We start from the raw sequence: 21,284 nt of genomic DNA, 5'->3' as shown, positions 1-21,284 counted from the left end.
CTTAGTTTTGATTCGATTTCCATTAATTAAGTAAGAACGTCTGCGCTGTTGCGGGTGCAAAACTACAACGTTTATACCGTTATACAAGCTTTTTTTGTGAGTTTTTTTAAGATTTGTTGAAGATTGTTTTTAACTAACTGTAAATGTGAATATTGAAATGAAATTTTAATCACTGTATACACCGTTTGACCCAACATAATAGCAAAAACATAAAATCAGCGCACTTTTACTAGTGATTATAATCAATTATGTTATTTCTATTTTCAAAAACGTAGATATGATTACTAATATTATAAGCGATATCTATTATCTATAAACAACATACTCTAATAACGTTGTATCTATAGTACATATTACTTCCTCATATAGGATAGAACTATACTTCGCAACAAGTTTAAAAATTTCGACAATATTTACGAAAATTAAAAACGTATTTTAAAACCTGATCTTATATATAGAAGTAACGCTCTTAATGTGAAACCGTCGAAGATCATTAGAGGCTAATTTATAATCATTTTATAAATGGTAACGGCCAGTTATTGAAAACGCAGTTAATGATTTTGAATAATTAATGAACGTTTTTAATTGTACCTTATATATAGGACTAGCGACAATCATGAAAACTATTGGTTCGCGTTAGGGATAATAGTGAAAAGCCCGCAGGAAAGTAAAGTGCAACGGAACTTTGCGAGGACTTGTAGCGGATAGCCCGACCCTTTACAAAAGAGGTACTATTACTCAGGAAAGTAATAGTGCCTCTTTTGTAAAGGGAAACGCCCAAAACGATCTAAACTTAAAATGCCAAGTTAGTAGCAACTCTATTGCTTCACCATTACTTAAAAATTCAAAATAGAACAATATCTTAATGACAGATCAAATTAATCCACTTCATTATTAGCCAATTATGAGGCTACACGATTTACAAAAAGTTAGTTAAAAATAAACAATTCGGTATTAGTCATTTAATAGCTTACTTTTGCAAAAAAATTAGCATTGTGAATTACTTATCAGTTGAAAACATATCCAAGTCTTTTGGAGAAAGAACACTTTTTGAAAACATTTCTTTTGGGATTAATAAAGACCAAAAAATTGCCTTTATAGCCAAAAACGGCTCAGGAAAAACTACAATTATGAGTATCATCAATGGTTTGGAAGAATCAGATACTGGTCAAGTAGTTTTGAGGAAAGGGATTAGAATGGCATTTTTATCTCAAAACAACAATCTACAAGAAGAATTAACTATTGAAGAAAGCATTTTTGCTTCTGACAATAAGATTCTGAAAGTGATTGAAGCTTATGAAAAAGCACTAGAAAATCCAGAAGACGAAGAGGCTTATCAAAAAGCTTTTGACGGAATGGACCAGCATAACGCTTGGGATTTTGAAACGCAATACAAACAAATCTTGTTCAAATTGAAATTAGAAGATTTCAAACTGAAAGTAAAAAATCTTTCTGGTGGACAGAAAAAGCGTTTATCACTAGCTATCATCTTGATCAATCGTCCTGATTTATTAATTCTTGATGAACCTACGAATCACTTGGATTTAGAGATGATTGAATGGCTTGAAAGTTATTTTGCTAAAGAAAACATTACTTTGTTCATGGTGACGCACGACCGTTTCTTCTTGGAACGTGTATGTAACGAAATCATCGAACTTGACAACGGTAAATTATATAATTACAAAGGAAATTACTCTTATTATTTAGAGAAGAAAGAGGAACGCATTGCTTCTGAAAATGCAAGTGTGGATAAAGCGCAGAACTTATTCGTTAAAGAACTAGAATGGATGCGTCGCCAACCAAAAGCTAGAACGACTAAGTCTAAATCACGTCAAGATGATTTTTACGACATTAAGGAAAAAGCGCAAAGTCGTCGTCGTGAGAATAAAGTTGAGCTTGAAATAAACATGGAGCGCATGGGAAGCAAGATTATTGAGCTTCACAAAATCTCTAAAAAATTCAAGGATCATGTGATCATGGATAATTTTAGTTTTGACTTTCAACCAGGAGAACGTATTGGAATCATTGGTAAAAACGGAACTGGAAAATCGACTTTCCTAAATTTATTGACTGGAAGCTTGCCTCTTGATGGTGGAAAAGTAGTTATTGGAGAAACTATTAAATTAGGTTACTATACTCAAAGTGGAATTAACCCAAAACCGGGACAACGTGTTATTGATGTCATAAAAGAGTACGGAGAATTTATTCCGTTGATGAAAGGTAAATTGATTTCGGCTTCACAATTGCTGGAACGTTTCCTTTTTGACTCCAAAAAACAATATGATTTTGTTGATAGATTAAGTGGTGGTGAATTAAAGCGTTTGTATTTATGTACTGTTTTAATTCAGAATCCAAACTTTTTAATTCTAGATGAGCCTACCAATGACCTAGATATTGTGACTTTGAATGTTTTAGAAAGTTTTCTTCTTGATTATCCAGGATGCTTACTAGTTGTGTCGCACGACCGTTACTTTATGGATAAAATTGTAGATCACTTGTTTATTTTTAGAGGACAAGGAGTTGTTGAAAATTTCCCAGGTAACTATTCTGACTTTAGAGCTTATGAAGACAGTACTGATGTTGCTCAAAAAGAGGAAAACAAAGCAGAGAAAAAAGATTGGAAGCAAAATAATCCAACAGGAAATTTGACTTTCAACGAGCAAAAGGAATATCAAAAAACTGAAAAAGAAATTAAGGATTTAGAAGCTCAAAAAATTTCGATTGAGCAACTTTTTGCTGAAGGAAAAGTAGCTGATGATAGTATAGAAAAGAAAGCTAATGAATTGCAAAATATCATTAATAAAATTGAAAGTAAAGAAGAACGCTGGTTCGAATTGAGTGCAAAGATGGAGGGATAGATTTCTTTAGCACTGCAACGTTAGATGAATAAAAAATATAATTACATAAAAGCCCCAAAATTTCAATTCTTAACGATTGAAATTTTGGGGCTTTTGTATAAAAAACATTTTGTTTATAATTATGGGAAAATTTGAGAAATTTGGTTTTTCTTTTATATTAAAACTATATTTGATTTTATACAAGATAAATTAATTTATACATCACTTTTAATTTGTTTTCCTTAAAAAAAAAAAACGCATTAAAAATTAAAATAATATGAATCCAGAAATTTGGGGCTTAGTTGGAACATTAACGGGTGCAATATTAGTAACTGCATCTAGTGTCATCACAACTTTAATTAGTACGAAGAGTTCAACTAAAAATCAAATTATACTTGAAAAACTCAAAAGAGAAGAGCTTTTTAGAGATTTTCAAAGAAAAAATTTTCTAGAAATTCAAGATATCCTTTCAAAAATTTATCGCTATATAACAGTTCTTCATATTGAAGATTTGAAAAATTATAAAATCACTAAAGAGTGGCAAAAAGGAATGCTTAACGATGAAACTAATGATAATTTACTAATTTCAAATAGAAATTTATGTATTTTATCTGAACGAGTACAAAATGACAATTTAAGAAACCAGCTTAAACAAATAAGAACTAAAATGAATAGCGTTTCTAAAACAGTTAGTCCATCTGAAAGCAATGATAAAATGTTTCAACTAGTTGCAGATTTTGACAAAATCATGAATGATTTAGGAGTAGAACTAAGGAAAAACTATTAGGCTCCACTCATACAAGTCTTAAACTGTAAAGGTATTAAAACTCTTAAAGAAGTTAATTTTTCACATTAAAAAACATCACTCCAGAAGAATGAAAAAAATTGAAATTGAAGTTTTAGAAAAAATGAGGGAATATTTGATTAATTGCAAAAATAATTATTCAGAATCTGTTTCATTAGCTCAAATTCAGTTTTCTGACACCTATAATAAAATCAATGATTTATATTATTTAGCTGATGAATTTATATTTTTTTATAATACTAATCAAAATTTAAAAAATGAAACAGAGATTGATTTTTTAGAAAGCTTAATTAACAAAGGTACATGCTACCCTGGAGTTTTTGAAAAATTGGCTAAAATATATAGTAAAAATAAAAAATTTACTGAAGCACATGCTGTATGTGTAAAATGGTTTAATGGAGAATTTTGGAAAATACCCAATATGGCAACTACAAGTTTAAGACTTTTAGACCGATTTGAAAGTTTGGAAAAAAAATACTTAAAACTCAATCGAGCTCTTAAGCCTCTCATATGAGTTCCTAACTCTTATTTACAACGTGAGACAAAAACCACAATAGAACATAATTCTCTTGTGGTTTTTTATTTAAAACATCAAATTTTTTACCAAGGAATCGGGTTGTAATCTTTTAAAAATTTACCGCACCAATGTTTTCCCGTATTAATTCCGTCAAATAGCGGATCCATTACTCGGGCTGCTCCATCGACGATATCTAATGGCGGCTGAAAATCCTCCTCTTCTTGTTTCTTTTTGGCTAATTCTGCTGGATCTTCATCGGTTACCCAACCAGTATCAACTGCATTCATGAAGATTCCAACTTTGGCTAACTCTCCAGCTGCAGTATGGGTAAGCATGTTTAGCGCTGCTTTGGCCATATTAGTATGTGGATGTCGCGCTTCTTTAAAAAAACGATGAAACTTTCCTTCCATTGCCGAAACATTTATGATATGCTTTTTTCCTGTATTGTTTTTTTTCATTACTTCCGAAAGTCGGTTGCATAGTACAAACGGCGCTACAGAGTTTACCAATTGTACTTCGATCATTTCAGTAGTTTCTATTTGTCCTAATTTCAATCTCCAACTGTTCGTTTTTCTCAAATCGACTTGTTGCAAGTCGGCATCGAGTTCTCCTTCTGGAAAAACTTCATTTGCCACTAACGCATTATCAAACGAATAAGGAATTTGAGATAATTTGGCGGAAGCCCGCAAACCAATTCCAGGTTCAGGTCCATGCCAAGTCACCGGCATATTTTGGTTAGAAGAAGCTCCAGAAGTCAATATTTTCAGTTCATCAAGACAGTTCGTGTGATCTAACAATAATCTTTGCGTTTGTATTGGTAAATCAGCTAACATGCGTCCTTCATTCTCCATTAAATGAGTATAGAAACCAGCAGGGCGTCGCACTGTTTGTGCAGCATTGTTGATTAAAATATCCAATCTATCATATTTCTGTTCTATAAAATTGCAAAAGATTTCGACACTTGGAATATGTCGTAGATCGAGTCCATGAATTTTTAAGCGATCGCCCCAATCCATAAAATCAGGTTCTCTAGAAAAGCGAAGAGCCGAATCAACGGGGAAACGAGTTGTTGCAATGACCGTTGCTCCACCTCGCAAAAGCATCAATGTAATATGGTACCCAATTTTTAGGCGAGAACCAGTGATAACAGCCACTTGACCTTTTACATCGGCGGTTTGAAAACGTTTAGCATAATTAAAATCGCCACAATCCGTACACATTGTATCGTAAAAATGATGCATTTTAGTAAATGGCGTTTTACAAACGTAACAATTCCTTGGGGTTTCAAGTTCTAGTTGTTCTTTAATTTCTAGCTCATTAAAAGCTAACAGTTTTGGCGCTACAAAAATACTTGCCTCACGTGCGTAACGGATTCCAGTTTCCTTACGCGCGGTCTTATCTTGCTTTTCTTTTTTACGTTTAGCTACTAACCGACCGTCTTTTTTCCTGCGGGAAAGTTCATCGCGATCGGGTCTAGAAAATTGCCCAGCGGCTTTTATTAAAGCAGTTCTTTGTTCTTTCGGAATATCAAATATTTGGTCCGTATCATTATTAAGTTGAGCAAGTATTGCAATACAGCGCTCTATTTCGGCTGAATTTATAGCAGTCATCTCTTCCATTTCCTCTTGGTCTATCATAAAAAAAACTTCAATCTTGGCTTAAATTCCAAGGTTGCAAAGATAGTTTTTAAATGATTCTATTTACGCTCGGCGAAAACGATAAGAAATAGAAATATGTTATTTCTATTTAAGATTTTCGAGTTCGAATAATTTAATACCTACTTTTACTTTATTTTTTACAAAAAACTTACTTTACCGTTCTTTACTAGTTAAATCTCCATCCAATACTTATGAATAACTTATATCGCTTAATTCTAATTGCATTCTTAATCAGTTCAATATCTACAAATGCGCAAAAAAAAATAAACCTTTTTAATGAAAAAGATTTAACAGGATGGTATGCATTCGAACCTAAAACTGGAAAACACGAGAATGCTTCTGAAGTATTTTTTGTCGAAGACAAAATGATTCGGCTTTATGGTAAAGATGCTGGTTATCTAATGTCATTAGAAAATTTTGAAAATTTTCAATTGACAGCAGAATTTAGATGGAACACTGACGCTTCATTCGTTCGAAAATCAGATAACCGAAATAGCGGTTTAATGTATCTTGTTCCTGCTGAAACTGCTGATGAATTATGGCCACAAGGAATTCAGTTTCAGATTAAAGAGAACGCTACAGGAGATTTTATTTTACTACAAAATGTAACTTTAAACGTGAAAGGTAATAAAACCATAGCAGGAAAAAGCGTTGAATCAAAATTTTTTAAAGATGCCGAAAAACCTGTTGGAGAATGGAATAAAATTAAAATAACGGTAAAAAATGGCGTAGTAACACAAAAACTTAACGGAAAATTAGTTAATAAAGGAACTCAATCTTCGGTCAAGAACGGACGTATTTTATTGCAGTATGAAGGATTTCCAATTGACTTCAGAAGAGTTAGTATCAAAAAATGCATGTAAATTATTGTGAAGCAATTAATTCCTATGTGGTTTCCCATTAAATCCTATTTCCAATTTCTTTGGCACTCAAAAAATGAGCACGCCGTTCATTCCCCTTTTGTTTTTAATTTGATTGCAAAATGTTTTTATGATAAACAGTACAAACCAGAATACGAACTTTTAGAAAAATATAGAAATTCACTTTTAGCAAGCAAAGAAGTCATTAAAGTTACTGATTTTGGCGCAGGATCAAAAGTTTTCAAAACGAATCAAAGAGCAGTTTGCAAAATTGCTCAAAAGGCTGGTATTAGTAAAAAACGAGCTGAATTACTGTTTAGAATTACTAAATATTTCCAGTCAGAACATATTTTAGAAATAGGAACATCCTTAGGATTAGCAACTTCAGCATTATCTGCTGGAAATAAAGTAGCCAAAATTACATCTCTTGAAGGCTGCGAAAATACTTCAGCAGTAGCTGAGAAAAATTTAAAGCATTTCGAATTAAATAATATCGAAAACATAGTTACAGAATTCAGTGCTTACCTAAAAAATAGCAAGTCTGAAGCAACTATTTATGATCTGATTTATTTTGACGGTAATCATCAAAAACAAGCTACATTAGATTATCTCGAATTCTTACTTCCTACTATTACTAATGAAACAGTTTGGATATTTGATGATATTCATTGGTCCACGGAGATGACTCAAGCATGGGAATTAATAAAAAAACATCCAAAAGTTACTGTCACAATAGATACATTCCAGTGGGGATTTGTGTTTTTTAGAAGAGAACAACCAAAAGAACATTTCATCATTCGCATATAGATTATTATATTTGCATTCTAAATAAACCAAATGGACATCAAAAAAATTTTTGAAAATAACCGCAATTGGATTGCAAAAAAGTTACAAAGTGACGCCAATTATTTCGAAAAATTATCAGACGGGCAAACTCCGGAATTTTTATATATCGGATGTTCAGATAGCCGCGTATCTGCAGAAGATTTAATGGGATTAGAACCAGGAAAAGTTTTTGTACACCGTAATATTGCTAATATGGTTCCTAATACCGACTTGAATTCTATGTCAGTTATTAACTATGCCGTTACAAGTCTAAAAGTGAATCATATTGTAGTTTGTGGTCATTACGGTTGTGGTGGTGTACTTGCTGCGATGCAGCAAGCAGATTTAGGAATTTTAAATCCATGGTTGCGGAATATTAGAGACGTTTATCGAATTCATAGAGATGAGCTTGATGCTATCGAAAATCAAGACGAAAAGTATAAAAGACTTGTGGAACTCAATGTTCAAGAGCAATGTATAAACGTAATTAAAACTGCTGAAGTACAAAGAGCAAATAGACAAAGAAATCTAAAAGTATACGGTTGGGTTTTTGACATTCACACAGGGAAACTTATTGATTTGAAAATCGATGTAGATGCTATTTTCAAAGAGATTACTAAAATATATAAAATTGCTGACTAGTAATTATTAAAAAAGTTAATAGCAAAAAAAATGACAGTCATCACTAACTGTCATTTTCTGTTTTAATGAAATAATGCTTATTGTTTAGCTTTTTTCATTTCGCTTGTTTTAGCTCCCATTCTGTTCAATGTGTACATTGGTGCAAATTTGATTTTTAAACCAGCAATTTTTCTATTGTCTTCAGAAGATAGACCTTCTTTTTCAACTGTGTTTTTTCTGCTATCTAATGCTTCATACATCAATTTAACTTCATCCCAGTCTTCACGAGAATATTTATCTTTATTGTTTTCAACAGTATGAACAAATTGTTGGTAAACATTATGAATATTAGCGGCGTTAACCCATCCAAAATTCATATCATCTCCTATTTTTCCTTCTCCAAACAATGCATTTCTCAATGTTTGTTTAGTACTTGGAGTTGCAGCCGCAGCAGCTTCCATTTTCTGAGCTTCTACTTTAGCCTTTAAAGTTTCGTATTTAGCTTTACTTGCATCGATTCTTGCTTGAGCTTCTGCATTGTCTTTCATATCAGCAATTGCAACTTCAGCTTCTCCAACTCTTAACTGATAAGAAGACTCAATACCTTCCCAGTTTCCAGCTGCATCTTTTTCTGCAACATTTCCTAATGAATCTACGTATGTTACATAAGAATCTACTTTTTTCTCTGCTTGTTCAGCTTTCTCATCTTTACAAGATGTGAATCCAATTGCGATTAACGCTAATCCTAATACTAGTTTTTGACTTTTCATAATTTTTGATTTGATTAATTATTATGAAGCAAATGTAGATTACATTGCAATATATTCAACAATTAACCAATAATTATATAATTAATCATTTTAATTGTGAAATAACGCATGAAATGGTGTTAATTATATAAGTTTAAAAATTAATTCTATAAGGTTTGATTTAAACTTTTTAACTAACGTTTAAGCAGTTTTAGCAACTACAATAATATTTCTGATTTTGAGCAGCTTCGAAACACTAAATTTCAATACTTTAAATTGTAACAAATATTAAAATTGACTACTTATTAATAGTTGAAAAGTTTTTGTACTTTTAAAATCTGAATTAATAGCAGCTAAAGCAACGTCTAAGGCTAAAAATCATACATTCTAATGGCAAACCCGCTAATAAAAATAACCAATATCAAAAGAGATTTTGTACTAGGTAACGAAGTTGTTTACGTTCTTAAAGGAATTGATTTAGAAATTAATAAAGGTGAATATGTCGCTTTGATGGGACCTTCAGGGTCTGGAAAATCTACGTTAATGAACTTGCTAGGATGTTTAGATACTCCAACTTCGGGAACTTACATTTTGAATGGAAAGGACGTGAGCCAGATGAAAGACGATGAGTTAGCTGAAATTAGAAATAAAGAAATTGGATTCGTATTCCAAACATTCAACCTCTTACCACGAACAACTGCGCTAGACAATGTGGCTTTACCAATGATTTACGCTGGATTCTCAAAGTCAGAACGCAATAAGAGAGCAACAGAAGTATTGGAGCAAGTAAACCTTGCTGATAGAATGGATCACCAACCTAATCAATTATCGGGAGGACAAAGACAACGTGTCGCTATTGCTAGAGCATTGGTAAATAAACCTTCAATTATCCTTGCTGATGAACCTACAGGAAACTTAGATAGTAAAACTTCATTAGAAATCATGAAGCTTTTTGGAGACATCCATGGTAATGGAAATACCGTTATTCTCGTAACACATGAGGAAGAAATTGCAGCTTATGCACATCGTATCATTCGCTTGCGTGATGGAATAATCGAAAGCGATACAACAAAATAAATAATATCAGATTGATGAATTTAGATCTCCCATTTACTTTTTTGTAATAAATCGGCGCACTAAAATCACTAATCAACAATTTAAAACCAAAATGAAAGTATATACAAAGACAGGAGACAAAGGAACAACAGCCCTTTTTGGCGGAACTCGTGTCCCAAAGGATCACGCTCGAATAGAAAGTTATGGAACGGTTGATGAATTAAATTCTCATATAGGATTGATACGTGACCAAGAAATGAACAATCATTACAAGGAAATTTTAGTTGAAATTCAAGATCGCTTATTTACTGTAGGAGCAATTCTTGCTACTCCACCAGAGAAGGAAGTGATGAAAAATGGAGAACTAAGATTGAAAAAATTAGGAATAATTGAATCCGACATAGAATTATTAGAAAATGAAATTGACGCTATGGAAGAAGCCTTGCCGCCAATGACACATTTCGTGCTTCCTGGTGGACATACGACCGTGTCATATTGTCATATAGCACGTTGCGTATGCCGTCGCGCAGAACGTTTAGCAGTACATTTAAGTCACAATGAACCTGTCGCTGAGATTGCAATTAAATACTTGAACAGACTTTCTGACTACCTTTTTGTGTTGGCACGAAAGTTGTCTCATGACTTGAAAGCTAACGAGGTTCAATGGATACCGAGGAAGTAGTAATCAGTAAAAAAGTATTCAGAAGGCAGCTAAAAAATCTGATTTTTGATATGTTTTCAGTATTAACTGAAAACTAAAATCTGACCACTGAACACTAAAAGCAAAACGTTCTTAACTTTAAATAAAAATAAGTCATTTTTTACTTGTATTTGTGAGTAAAAATTTTATTTTTGCACAAAACTAAATCGACAAAAAATGTATTGGACATTAGAATTAGCATCCTATTTAAGTGATGCACCGTGGCCTGCTAACAAAGACGAACTTATTGACTACGCTATTAGAGCAGGAGCTCCATTAGAAGTAGTAGAAAACCTTCAATCTATCGAGGATGAAGGCGAAATATATGAATCAATGGAAGAAATATGGCCAGATTATCCTACTGACGAAGATTATCTTTGGAATGAGGATGAATATTAAAAGGTAAACCAATTAAAAGTCTCTAAAGAGGCTTTTTTTTGGTTTAAAGTCAATAAATTATACAATTAGTAATAAAATCAAATCATGAGTTTCCTAAATAGCATTATTAAAGTCTTTGTTGGCGATAAGTCACAAAAAGATGTAAAAGCGTTACAACCTTATCTTACCAAAATCAAAACTTTTGAAAATCCTTTAATGTCATTAACCAATGATGAACTTAGAGGACGCACAGCATTTTTTAAAGAAAAAATAAAGCAAGATCGTTCTGAAAAAGATGCGAAAATTGCTGCCTTGAAAAAGGAAGTAGAAAGTATTCTTGATATTGATAAAAGAGAAGATATTTACATCGCTATTGATGCTCTGGAAAAAGAAGCTTATGAAATTTCAGAAAAAACGTTGATGGATATTCTTCCTGAAGCATTTGCTGTTGTTAAAGAAACAGCGAGACGTTTTAAAGATAATTCACAAATAGTTGTTACGGCAACCCCAAAAGACCGCGAACTTTCAGCTTCAAAGAGTTATATTACATTAGAGGGAGATAACTCGATATGGAATAATACTTGGAGTGCAGCAGGAAAAGAAATTACTTGGGACATGATTCACTATGACGTCCAGTTAATAGGTGGAATGGTGCTACACGAAGGAAAAGTTGCGGAAATGCAAACAGGTGAAGGAAAAACATTAGTGGCTACTTTACCATTGTATTTAAATGCTTTGACTGGAAACGGTGTGCATTTAGTTACTGTGAATGACTATTTAGCAAAAAGGGATAGTACTTGGAAAGCACCAATATTTGAATTTCACGGTATGACCGTAGAATGTATTGATAATTACCAACCCAATTCTGACGAAAGAAGAAAAGCATATGATGCTGACATTACTTACGGAACGAATAACGAATTTGGTTTTGACTACTTAAGAGATAATATGGCACATTCGCCAAATGATCTAGTTCAAAGAAAACACAACTATGCGATTGTCGATGAAGTTGACTCGGTTTTAATTGATGATGCTAGAACACCTTTGATTATCTCTGGTCCAGTTCCTCAAGGAGATCGTCACGAATTCATGGAAATGAAGCCGAAAATTGAAAACTTAGTGGCATTACAACGTCAATTAGCTAATGGTTTTCTTTCAGAATCTAAAAAATTAATAAAAGAAGGAAATACTAAAGAAGGTGGATTTCAATTATTAAGGGCCTACAGAGCATTACCTAAAAATAAAGCACTAATTAAGTTTTTAAGTGAAGAAGGAATTAAGCAATTACTTCAGAAAACAGAAAACCAATACATGCAGGATAACAAAAGAGAAATGCACAAGATTGATGAGGCATTGTATTTTGTTATCGAAGAGAAAAATAATCAAGTTGAATTATCTGATAACGGAATTAAATATCTTTCAGGAGATACTGACGCTGATTTCTTTGTACTTCCAGACATTGGAACAGAAATCGCTGCCATTGAAAAGAAAAAATTAGACAAAGATACTGAAGCGGAAGAAAAAGAAAAATTATTCCAAGATTTTGGTGTTAAAAGTGAGCGCATCCATACGTTAACACAACTTTTAAAAGCATACGCTTTATTCGAAAAAGATGTTGAATATGTAATCATGGATAATAAAATCATGATTGTAGATGAGCAAACAGGTCGTATTATGGATGGTCGTCGTTACTCTGACGGTCTTCACCAAGCGATCGAAGCTAAAGAAAATGTGAAAATTGAAGCTGCAACACAAACTTTTGCAACAGTTACTTTACAGAACTACTTTAGAATGTACAACAAACTAGGTGGTATGACTGGAACTGCTGTAACCGAAGCAGGTGAGTTATGGCAAATATATAAATTGGACGTAGTAGAAATTCCTACTAATAGACCAATGGCACGTTTTGACAAAGAGGATTTTATTTACAAAACTACTCGTGAAAAATTCAATGCAGTAATCGAAGATGTAACAGAATTGTCAAAAGCAGGAAGACCAGTACTTATTGGTACAACTTCAGTTGAGATTTCAGAGTTATTGAGTCGAATGCTAAAAATGAGAGGTGTTATGCATAATGTATTGAATGCAAAAATGCACAAGCAAGAAGCTCAAATTGTTGAAGAAGCTGGTAAACCAGGAGTAGTTACAATTGCAACAAACATGGCTGGTCGTGGTACCGATATTAAATTATCTGCCGAAGTAAAAGCAGCAGGTGGATTGGCAATTGTAGGTACAGAGCGCCATGACTCTCGTCGTGTTGACCGTCAGTTACGTGGTCGTGCAGGTCGTCAAGGAGATCCTGGAAGTTCACAATTTTATGTTTCACTTGAAGATAACCTAATGCGTTTGTTTGGTTCTGAGAGAGTAGCTAAAGTAATGGATAGAATGGGACTGCAAGAAGGTGAAGTTATTCAGCATTCGATGATGACTAAATCTATTGAACGTGCACAGAAAAAAGTAGAAGAAAACAACTTTGGTGTTCGTAAACGTTTATTAGAGTATGATGATGTTATGAATGCACAACGTGAAGTAGTTTACAAACGTCGTCGTCATGCCTTATTTGGAGAGCGTTTGAAATTAGATATTGCTAATATGCTTTATGATACCTGCGAGCTAATTGTAGATCAAAATAAAGGTACTAATAATTTCAAAAACTTCGAATTTGAATTGATTCGTTATTTCTCAATCACATCTCCAGTTACTGAAAGTGAGTTCAATAAATTGAGCGAAATGGAATTAACAGGAAAAGTGTATAAAGCTACTTTAGAATATTATACTGAGAAAACAGCAAGAAGCGCAAGAGAAGCTTTCCCAATTATTAAAAATGTTTACGAAGATAAAAACAACCAATTTGAGCGAATAGTAGTTCCTTTCACAGATGGAATAAAATCTTTGAATGTTGTAACCGACTTGAAAATGGCTTACGATTCTGAAGGGGCACAACTAGTTGCTGATTTCGAGAAAAATATCACATTAGCAATCGTTGATGAAGCTTGGAAAAAACACTTACGTAAAATGGACGAATTGAAACAATCAGTTCAATTAGCCGTTCACGAACAAAAAGATCCATTACTTATTTATAAATTAGAAGCTTTTAATTTATTTAGAGCAATGATCGAAAATGTAAATAAGGAAGTTATCTCATTCTTATTTAAAGGTGATTTACCAGCTCAAGAGAATCAAACGATTCAAGAAGCAGTAGAAGTTGCTCCACAAGAAGATTACGAATTGAGTAAGGACGAAATTCCAAATAGTGAAGCTGCAAATCGTGAAGCGGGTCAAACGCAAGCACGTCAAATAACTGAAACTATCACCAGAGATATGCCAAAAATTAATCGTAACGATAACGTAACTGTTCAAAACGTGGCTAACGGACAAATACAAGAAATGAAATACAAAAAAGCCGAAAGCTTAATCGCTTCAGGACAATGGGTATTAGTTAACTAAGCCATTATATTACAAAACAATTACGAACTCCACTGCGCAAGTAGTGGAGTTTTTTTATGCTCTTTTTTTTAGTTTTTTTAGGAGCTACTCCTGCCCTACGCTACAAAGCATTTAGTAGCCAACGATTTTTCTAGGCGCTTGCAGGAGCTTCTTGCAGTCGCTCTGCAACCACCAGAAAAAAGCGGCTGGCTACCGGCATGCGTTTTTCGCTGCAGTCAGGGCTAGGCGATCTCGACAATTTGAGAGCTTTTACGGTCTTGAACAAAGCTATTCTGTTGAAAAGAATTACTTTTGAAGAATCATTTTATATCAGCAATTTCGGAATAAAATTATATATTTTAAGAGAGAGTAAAAAATACTATTAAATTAGGCCTATACTTTCAGAAATGGGTGTATTGGCGCTACTCTGTAGCGCATATATAAAAGTTTTAGGCAAGACTATGCTAAATGTGCAAAAAACGAGAATATTGTTAATAAGTTAAAATCATTTATTTATTAAAAGCTTCTAAATTTACAGTTTTAGACTACATATCAAAATTGGAATTTTTAAATTAATCATCTAGATAAATGAACGAAAATAAAGCAATAACTTATAGTTTATTGGCTCATATAAGAAATAATGGAACCTTGATGAAAGGTCCAGTTGATGTATTTGTACCATTAATTAAAAGAACTTTAAATCAAATTAATAATAAAGGAATTTTAAAAGGTGAATCAATTTTAGAAATACAAAATGAAGCTAATCAAATGTATTCAATTGATTTTCCAATTCCAGTATTAAAAATTATTTTGAACCAAATTGCGAATGAAGTAAATATTGAAGGCGAACTAAATTTTACAATAAATAAAGACAATTCCTTTATTCTAAAGGCTTTTTATTTTGAGGATTTTGAGGATAAAATACAGGAAAGTAAAAGAGATGCAGAAAATTTAGAGAAAATTTTTATTGATTTCTGTAAATTAAAAAATATTGAAGTCTCTAACAAAACTTCAATATTTGATTTTATAGATAAAAATAAAATTTCTATATCTAAATATCTTTCAAACCATCAAGTCTCCAATGGTTTAGATTATACAATTGAAGCACAATTTGTTGAATTTTTCAAAAAAGTACCTAAAGTATTTGATGCAGTTAGAAGAATATATTTAGGTTCAATTATTTCAAGTTTTTTAGAATATAAAACTGAAGATTTTAAACAAGATGTAGAATTACTTTTTGATACAAACTTTATAATTAGTTTGATAGATTTAAATACACCTGAATCAACTCATACTTGTAAAAAATTAATTGAAGTTGGAAAAAATTTAGGTTTTAAATTAACAATTTTAGCTGATACAATTGAAGAAACAAAATCATTAATCAAGAAAAAAGCGGAAAACTTTACGAATACTTTTTTAACAAGAAAAATAAATCCTGAAGATCTCTACAATGCTTGCGAAAGAAGAAATTTAAGTTCAAGCGATTTAGAACGAATTATAGATAATTTAGATGATATAGTTAAATCATTCGATATATCAATCTATAGTTTTACAGAAAGATTAAAGAAATCAGCAAAAGATTCTTTAGAATACGAAAAATTTAAACAAATTAGAGGTAATCATTTTTCTGCAATTCACGATACAATTGCACTTTTATACGTAAAAGAAAAACGTACAAAAAAAATTAGAGAGTTTGAAAAGGTAAATTGTTGGTTTGTTAATAATTCAAGTTCTCACGATTCAGAAGATTTTAAAAATTTCGAAAAGAACAATTATGAATATCAAAAAGAAACAATAAGAGTTGATGAACTGTTAAACATTTTATGGTTAAGCAATCCGCGATTAAACACAAACCTTGAAAACGAAGATTTAATAGATATTGGCTTGTCATCAATTGTTGCTCATACTCTGAATGATTCTCTGCCAAAAGCAAGCATAATCAGAGAACTAGATGAAAACATACAAAAATATAGAGCTGATGTAATTACAGATAAAGATATTTTAAATATATCTTCAAGAATTTCTAATCGTCAAATTAAAAACATTAATGAATTTAATAAATTAGCGAATACCAACTCTGATGAGTTTCAAAAAAAATTAAAAGAAGAATCTTTAATTCAAGAAAAGGAAGAAAAGGAAAGAATCGAAAAGTTTGATAAATTATACGAGCGATTTGAAAAAGAAGTGAATAATTTAGATAAAGCAAAATCTAATATAAAAGCTAAACAATTTAATTTAAATGAGAAGGAAATACAAATAGAGAATGAGAAAAAACAACTCGCTATCGATAGCGATCTGAATAAAGATAAAATTGCTTCATTATCAAAAGAATTGGAAATAGAGAAAAAAGAAAAAAACGATATTCTCAATAAATTAAGTGCAAAAAATCGAGATAATTTTATAGCTCAAGAGATAAAAAATTGGAGAAGGAAATCTTGGAATCAACTTATTTTCTGCACTATATTAATTATATGTGGTTTCATATATCTTTTTTATCTTTCTGATTGGAAAATTGATAACTTCGAAAAAACATTGAATAATTATAAAAGCAATATCGTAATTACCAGTTTAATTGCATTATTTGGCTTTGTGTTGAACTTTTTTGTATTGAGAAACATAAGAGATAAATATTATAATCATTCAAACATAAAGGCATTCAAAGAATTAATTGAAATTCCTGATGAGTTAAAATAAAACCCCGTTAAGCGGATTTACAATCTCGATAACGCGGATTTGCAATCCTTAACCATTCCAAAAAGCTTTTCATTAATTATTCTATGCCTAATTGTTACCTTAAATTATTCTGAGAAGTTTTATAAAACTCTTTAAATATTTTTGAAAGAACTAAGTGAAAGTTATTTCACAACTTACTTCATGTCAGATTACAAATAAAGTAGAACAATTTGAAAAGTTACCAAATTTTGGTAACTTCGTTAAAAATAAATTATGGGACGAAATACTTCTATCTCGCTTGGTACTCATTTCGAAAGTTTTATTGAAAACAGTGTTAGTGATGGACGATTTAATAACGCAAGTGAAGTTGTAAGAGCAGGTCTTCGTCTTTTAGAGGAGGAGGAAAATAAGATAATTGCTTTAAGAAAAGCAATCAATGACGGAATTGAGAGTGGGCGTGCAATTAATTTTGATCCTAAAAGTCATCTTGAAATTTTAAAAGCAAGAAAAAAATCAAATGGCTAAATATTATTTAACAAACCAAGCTGTTGATGACTTATCTGAAATTTGGGATCATACTATCGAAACTTGGTCCACAAGGCAAGCTGAAAAATATTATAATTTACTTTTAGCATCCTGTGATGATTTAGCTAATAATCCAGAACTTGGAAGAAACTATGATATCGTGACTAAAGGAATATTGGGTTTTAAATCAGGCGAGCATATTATTTTCTATTCAGTTCTATCAAAAAATGAAATTGAAGTCGCAAGGATTCTACATGGAATAATGGATTTAAAAAGCAAACTATAAGACACCTCACATAGTACTTAGTTCGTAAAAAATACCTTGAACTTCACTTTGAAACTGTAACAAGATCGAGTCAGATTAGAACAGATTAAATGCATTACAACTATAGAATTATCATATAGTACTTTCAATAATTTCAAGCGGCTAAAACGAATCTATTTTTTTGTAGCAAAAGGAGATTGATTTTTCTCGTGTCATCCCAAACTTTTTATTCACTGCAAAATCAATTATTATTAATAGTTAATTATTTCGTTTTTAAAACTATAGAGGTTTTTAAAAGGTTTGACTTCAGTAGCAGTGTAGAAAAAATTGAGAGAATTAAAATTCCATCCTTATCGATTTAAACACTATGAAGAAAAACTTCAGCTGGAATACTGAAATAATTTTTTAATTTTTGAGCCATTTTTAATGTGATTTCACGCTTTCCAGAAAGTATTGCAGAAACATGTCCTTTACTTCCTATAATTGATTCAAGGTCTTTTGCTTTTAAACCCATTTCTTCCATTTTGTATTTTATAACTTCTAAGGCATCAAGTTCTGGTAAATGATAATGCTTATCATCATAATCATTCACTAGAACTAAAAGCAATTCTAGTTCATCTCCTTCTAAGGTGTTGGGTTTTGCGTGAAATAGCTCCATTAATCTGATTGAAGCTTTATTATAATCTTCTTCTGTTTTTAATACTTTCCAGTTCATAGTTATTGTTTTTTATAGTTTAAAATCGTTGTATCAAAAAAAACGGTTTCAACATTAATTTTATCATACTCTTTATGAGTTCCGAACCAGATTACATAACAAGCTGTTTGCACAAAATTTATTGAAAAAACTAATCTAAAATCATTTCCTTTAATATTGAAAACAACTCTATCATTATTTACAATACTAGCATTTCTATAAACACTCTTAAGTTCATTGAAATTTTTAAAATTTAGTTTTGTAAATTCGTTATACCATATTAACAATTGCGTTTTTGCAATTGGATATTTTTCGATATAAAATAAAATTGTTTTCTTTACAAGAATTTTCATTTGACAAATATACCTTAAAGTTTTCAAATTGCAAACTTTTTATTTTTTAGTTAAATTATGATAAGCAACAGTAATTAGTAAAAAATACTTTTAATGAATGGATAAAAATATTTTTAATTAATATTTTTCATCGTAATAAAATTAAAACCCTCTTACAAACAAAAAAAATGTCTTGGAAAAAGGATATAAGAATTCACGCTGATTTACTTCTTGCCAAAGAACTACTTTATGACAGTTGTGATTTTGAATGTTCACTTCCTGAAAAGGAAAAAGAAATCGCAGACTATGGAGCATACTCATTTCAATTAAATAATAAATCAATTGTATTTCGTGTTGCTAAAATTACTCCAACAAAAATTGGACAATTTGTAACTTTATGGAAGAGAAATGGCAATGGACCAATTCAACCACTTGATTTCACAGATACAATTGATTTTATTGTGATTAGCGTTCGGAAAGAAAATCGTGTTGGACAATTTGTATTCCCTAAATCTGTGCTTTGTGAAAAAGGAATTATTTCTACAACTACTAAAGAAGGTAAAAGAGCAATCCGTGTTTATCCGCCTTGGGATGAAGCTATAAATAAACAAGCTCAAAAAACGCAACAATGGCAACTGAATTATTTTTTAGAAATTCCAAGTGATGAAACAGTTAACATTGAAGTTGTGAAGAGGCTTTACGGTTTATAGAACTGATTTTGGATTATCAATAAAATAACGCTCTTCTATTCTTTTAATATCTTTTATAGAGTTTTTAGCCCAAGCCAAACGTTTTTCTAAAATTTCTTGTTCGGATAAATGCCAGTTGATATCAGTCTTGCGTAATCGACTCGTTAAGTTTTGAATTATTATTGCAGCAGAAACTGAAATATTCAAGCTCTCTGTAAAACCTACCATCGGGATTTTAAGAAAACCGTCAGCACGTTCCAAAATTTCTTGTGATAAACCGTCTCTTTCCGTTCCAAAAAATAAAGCACTCGGTTTTGATATATCAAAATCATCCATCAAGCAATCTCCTTCGTGAGGAGTTGTGGCAATGATTTGGTAACCTTTGTTTTTTAAAGTATCTACGCAATTCGTAATACTATCGAATGTATTTATATCCACCCACTTTTGAGCACCCATTGCAATTTCCTTATCGATACTTTTTCCGTAACGTTGTTCGATTACATTTAATTCTTGTATTCCAAAAATCTCACAACTGCGCATAACCGCACTAGTGTTGTGCATTTGGAAAATATCTTCTACTGCAATTGTGAAATGCTTCGTTCTAGTTTCCAGTACTTTTAGAAATTTTTCTTTACGGTTATCAGTCAGAATGTTTTCAAGAAAATTCAAGTAATCGATGTCAATCATAAGGATTAATTTTTTGCAAAAATAGTAAAAAAGAGTAGCTTTATCACTTTGAAATTAGTTTCTACTACTATTAAAATCTTATTTTTGATTTGAAAAAGATTTGTGAATTTTTACCGAATATGCGTGAGGGATAGAGGCGGCATCCTTTTCTGGACTTTTTAGGACAGAAAAGATAAAGCCGAAAGCCCGGTCGCTTTTGCGAACACGCCCAAAATAAAATAATATGAAAAAGAAATTAGTTGTCCTTACTGGAGCTGGAATTAGTGCTGAAAGTGGCGTGAAAACATTTCGTGATAGCGGCGGACTCTGGGAAGGGCATAATGTTATGGATGTAGCAACTCCTGAAGGTTGGAATAGAAATCCAGCTTTAGTACTTGACTTTTACAACCAAAGAAGAAAACAGCTAAAAGAAGTAGAGCCAAACTTAGGACACTTGATTTTAGCTGAATTAGAAAAAGATTTTGACGTTTATATAATCACTCAAAATGTTGACGATTTACATGAACGCGCTGGAAGCACGAATGTTTTACACCTACATGGGGAACTACTCAAAGTGCGAAGTATTGCAAATCCAAATTACATAATAGACTGGAAAGAGGATTTGAATTTTGGCGATTTCGATGAAGACAAAAATCAGTTACGACCGCATATTGTTTGGTTTGGAGAAGAAGTGCCAGCATTAGAGGAAGCAATTACTATTACAGAAACCGCTGATTTCTTAGCTGTAATCGGGACTTCGTTGCAAGTATATCCTGCCGCGGGAATAATCGATTATGCACCTCGTAAAACTCAACTATTTTATATTGATCCGAAGCCAATAAAGATTCCAAATCTCAAAAATCCTATAGAGGTAATACCAGAAGTGGCCTCTAAAGGAGTAGAAATCATGAGAAATAAGTTGCTTTCTTTTCTTTAAAAAAACAAAATGGACAAAAGCGTGGTGTTAAACGGTTCAAATGTCAGAAATCGTAGGTATAATTTCTAATA

At 31.8% G+C, this 21,284-nt stretch carries 20 protein-coding genes; 15 read left to right on the top strand and 5 right to left on the bottom strand.

Annotated features, from left to right (window positions below):
* Positions 1–995: 995 nt before the first annotated feature.
* The 3 genes from BC961_RS12215 (at position 996) to BC961_RS12205 (ending at position 4,156) form a co-directional block, all read left to right on the top strand.
* Positions 996–2,858, top strand: a complete 1,863-nt coding sequence (locus BC961_RS12215) for an ABC-F family ATP-binding cassette domain-containing protein (RefSeq protein ID WP_121926118.1) — start codon at positions 996–998, stop codon at positions 2,856–2,858.
* 256 nt (positions 2,859–3,114) lie between these two features.
* Positions 3,115–3,624 (top strand): hypothetical protein, encoded by a 510-nt coding sequence (locus BC961_RS12210; RefSeq protein ID WP_121926117.1) that lies wholly within the window; start codon positions 3,115–3,117, stop codon positions 3,622–3,624.
* A gap of 88 nt (positions 3,625–3,712) precedes the next feature.
* Positions 3,713–4,156, top strand: coding sequence for a hypothetical protein (locus BC961_RS12205; RefSeq protein ID WP_121926116.1), 444 nt, complete (start codon positions 3,713–3,715; stop codon positions 4,154–4,156).
* Between the two features lie 86 nt (positions 4,157–4,242).
* Here the strand turns inward: BC961_RS12205 and BC961_RS12200 are convergent, their stop codons facing one another.
* Positions 4,243–5,796: an SDR family NAD(P)-dependent oxidoreductase gene (locus BC961_RS12200; RefSeq protein WP_211331320.1), complete on the bottom strand. Its 1,554-nt coding sequence runs from the start codon at positions 5,794–5,796 to the stop codon at positions 4,243–4,245.
* Between the two features lie 212 nt (positions 5,797–6,008).
* Here BC961_RS12200 and BC961_RS12195 point away from each other — a divergent pair, with 212 nt between their 5' ends.
* From BC961_RS12195 to BC961_RS12185, 3 genes are read left to right on the top strand one after another with little or no spacing between them, the layout of a single operon-like run.
* Positions 6,009–6,680, top strand: coding sequence for a 3-keto-disaccharide hydrolase (locus tag BC961_RS12195; RefSeq protein ID WP_211331319.1), 672 nt, complete (start codon positions 6,009–6,011; stop codon positions 6,678–6,680).
* Between the two features lie 24 nt (positions 6,681–6,704).
* The gene (locus BC961_RS12190) at positions 6,705–7,484 is read left to right on the top strand and encodes an O-methyltransferase (RefSeq protein ID WP_121926115.1); all 780 of its coding nucleotides are present in this window, start codon (positions 6,705–6,707) and stop codon (positions 7,482–7,484) included.
* 30 nt (positions 7,485–7,514) lie between these two features.
* Complete coding sequence (locus tag BC961_RS12185; RefSeq protein WP_121926114.1) at positions 7,515–8,144, top strand: carbonic anhydrase; 630 nt, start codon at positions 7,515–7,517, stop codon at positions 8,142–8,144.
* 77 nt (positions 8,145–8,221) lie between these two features.
* Here BC961_RS12185 and BC961_RS12180 read toward each other — a convergent pair whose 3' ends face one another.
* A complete protein-coding gene (locus tag BC961_RS12180) occupies positions 8,222–8,893 on the bottom strand; it encodes a DUF6565 domain-containing protein (RefSeq protein ID WP_121926113.1) in 672 nt (223 codons plus the stop codon).
* Positions 8,894–9,262: 369 nt separating this feature from the next.
* On the opposite strand from BC961_RS12180, the gene BC961_RS12175 reads away from it, so the two are divergent.
* From BC961_RS12175 to BC961_RS12145, 7 genes are all read left to right on the top strand, one after another.
* Positions 9,263–9,949 carry an ABC transporter ATP-binding protein gene (locus BC961_RS12175; protein WP_121926112.1) on the top strand — a complete coding sequence of 229 codons (687 nt, stop codon included), beginning with the start codon at positions 9,263–9,265 and terminating at the stop codon, positions 9,947–9,949.
* Between the two features lie 91 nt (positions 9,950–10,040).
* A complete protein-coding gene (locus BC961_RS12170) occupies positions 10,041–10,610 on the top strand; it encodes a cob(I)yrinic acid a,c-diamide adenosyltransferase (RefSeq protein ID WP_121926111.1) in 570 nt (189 codons plus the stop codon).
* A gap of 195 nt (positions 10,611–10,805) precedes the next feature.
* Complete coding sequence (locus tag BC961_RS12165) at positions 10,806–11,027, top strand: DUF2795 domain-containing protein (RefSeq protein WP_007138072.1); 222 nt, start codon at positions 10,806–10,808, stop codon at positions 11,025–11,027.
* An 84-nt stretch (positions 11,028–11,111) separates the two neighbouring features.
* The gene (gene secA, locus BC961_RS12160) at positions 11,112–14,453 is read left to right on the top strand and encodes a preprotein translocase subunit SecA (RefSeq protein WP_121926110.1); all 3,342 of its coding nucleotides are present in this window, start codon (positions 11,112–11,114) and stop codon (positions 14,451–14,453) included.
* Between the two features lie 567 nt (positions 14,454–15,020).
* A complete protein-coding gene (locus BC961_RS12155) occupies positions 15,021–17,126 on the top strand; it encodes a hypothetical protein (RefSeq protein WP_121926109.1) in 2,106 nt (701 codons plus the stop codon).
* A gap of 252 nt (positions 17,127–17,378) precedes the next feature.
* Positions 17,379–17,630, top strand: coding sequence for a type II toxin-antitoxin system ParD family antitoxin (locus BC961_RS12150; RefSeq protein WP_121926108.1), 252 nt, complete (start codon positions 17,379–17,381; stop codon positions 17,628–17,630).
* Positions 17,623–17,916, top strand: a complete 294-nt coding sequence (locus tag BC961_RS12145) for a type II toxin-antitoxin system RelE/ParE family toxin (protein ID WP_121926107.1) — start codon at positions 17,623–17,625, stop codon at positions 17,914–17,916. Before BC961_RS12150 ends, BC961_RS12145 begins: the two co-directional genes overlap by 8 nt.
* A 337-nt stretch (positions 17,917–18,253) precedes the next feature.
* Here the strand turns inward: BC961_RS12145 and BC961_RS12140 are convergent, their stop codons facing one another.
* On the bottom strand, positions 18,254–18,610 hold the full coding sequence (locus tag BC961_RS12140; protein WP_121926106.1) for a helix-turn-helix domain-containing protein: 357 nt from the start codon (positions 18,608–18,610) through the stop codon (positions 18,254–18,256).
* Positions 18,611–18,612: 2 nt separating this feature from the next.
* On the bottom strand, positions 18,613–18,942 hold the full coding sequence (locus BC961_RS12135; RefSeq protein WP_121926105.1) for a type II toxin-antitoxin system HigB family toxin: 330 nt from the start codon (positions 18,940–18,942) through the stop codon (positions 18,613–18,615).
* A 167-nt stretch (positions 18,943–19,109) separates the two neighbouring features.
* Here BC961_RS12135 and BC961_RS12130 point away from each other — a divergent pair, with 167 nt between their 5' ends.
* Positions 19,110–19,631 (top strand): MepB family protein, encoded by a 522-nt coding sequence (locus BC961_RS12130; RefSeq protein WP_121926104.1) that lies wholly within the window; start codon positions 19,110–19,112, stop codon positions 19,629–19,631.
* Here the strand turns inward: BC961_RS12130 and BC961_RS12125 are convergent.
* Entirely contained in the window at positions 19,626–20,297 is a 672-nt protein-coding gene (locus BC961_RS12125; protein ID WP_121926103.1) for a TrmH family RNA methyltransferase, read from the bottom strand. The genes BC961_RS12130 and BC961_RS12125 overlap by 6 nt on opposite strands.
* A 223-nt stretch (positions 20,298–20,520) precedes the next feature.
* Here BC961_RS12125 and BC961_RS12120 point away from each other — a divergent pair, with 223 nt between their 5' ends.
* Entirely contained in the window at positions 20,521–21,213 is a 693-nt protein-coding gene (locus BC961_RS12120; RefSeq protein ID WP_121926102.1) for an SIR2 family NAD-dependent protein deacylase, read from the top strand.
* The last annotated feature ends 71 nt before the right edge of the window (positions 21,214–21,284 follow it).

This window comes from Flavobacterium weaverense (genome assembly GCF_003688495.1).
Lineage (GTDB): Bacteria > Bacteroidota > Bacteroidia > Flavobacteriales > Flavobacteriaceae > Flavobacterium > Flavobacterium weaverense.
This window is presented reverse-complemented; position numbering and strand designations above follow the sequence as displayed.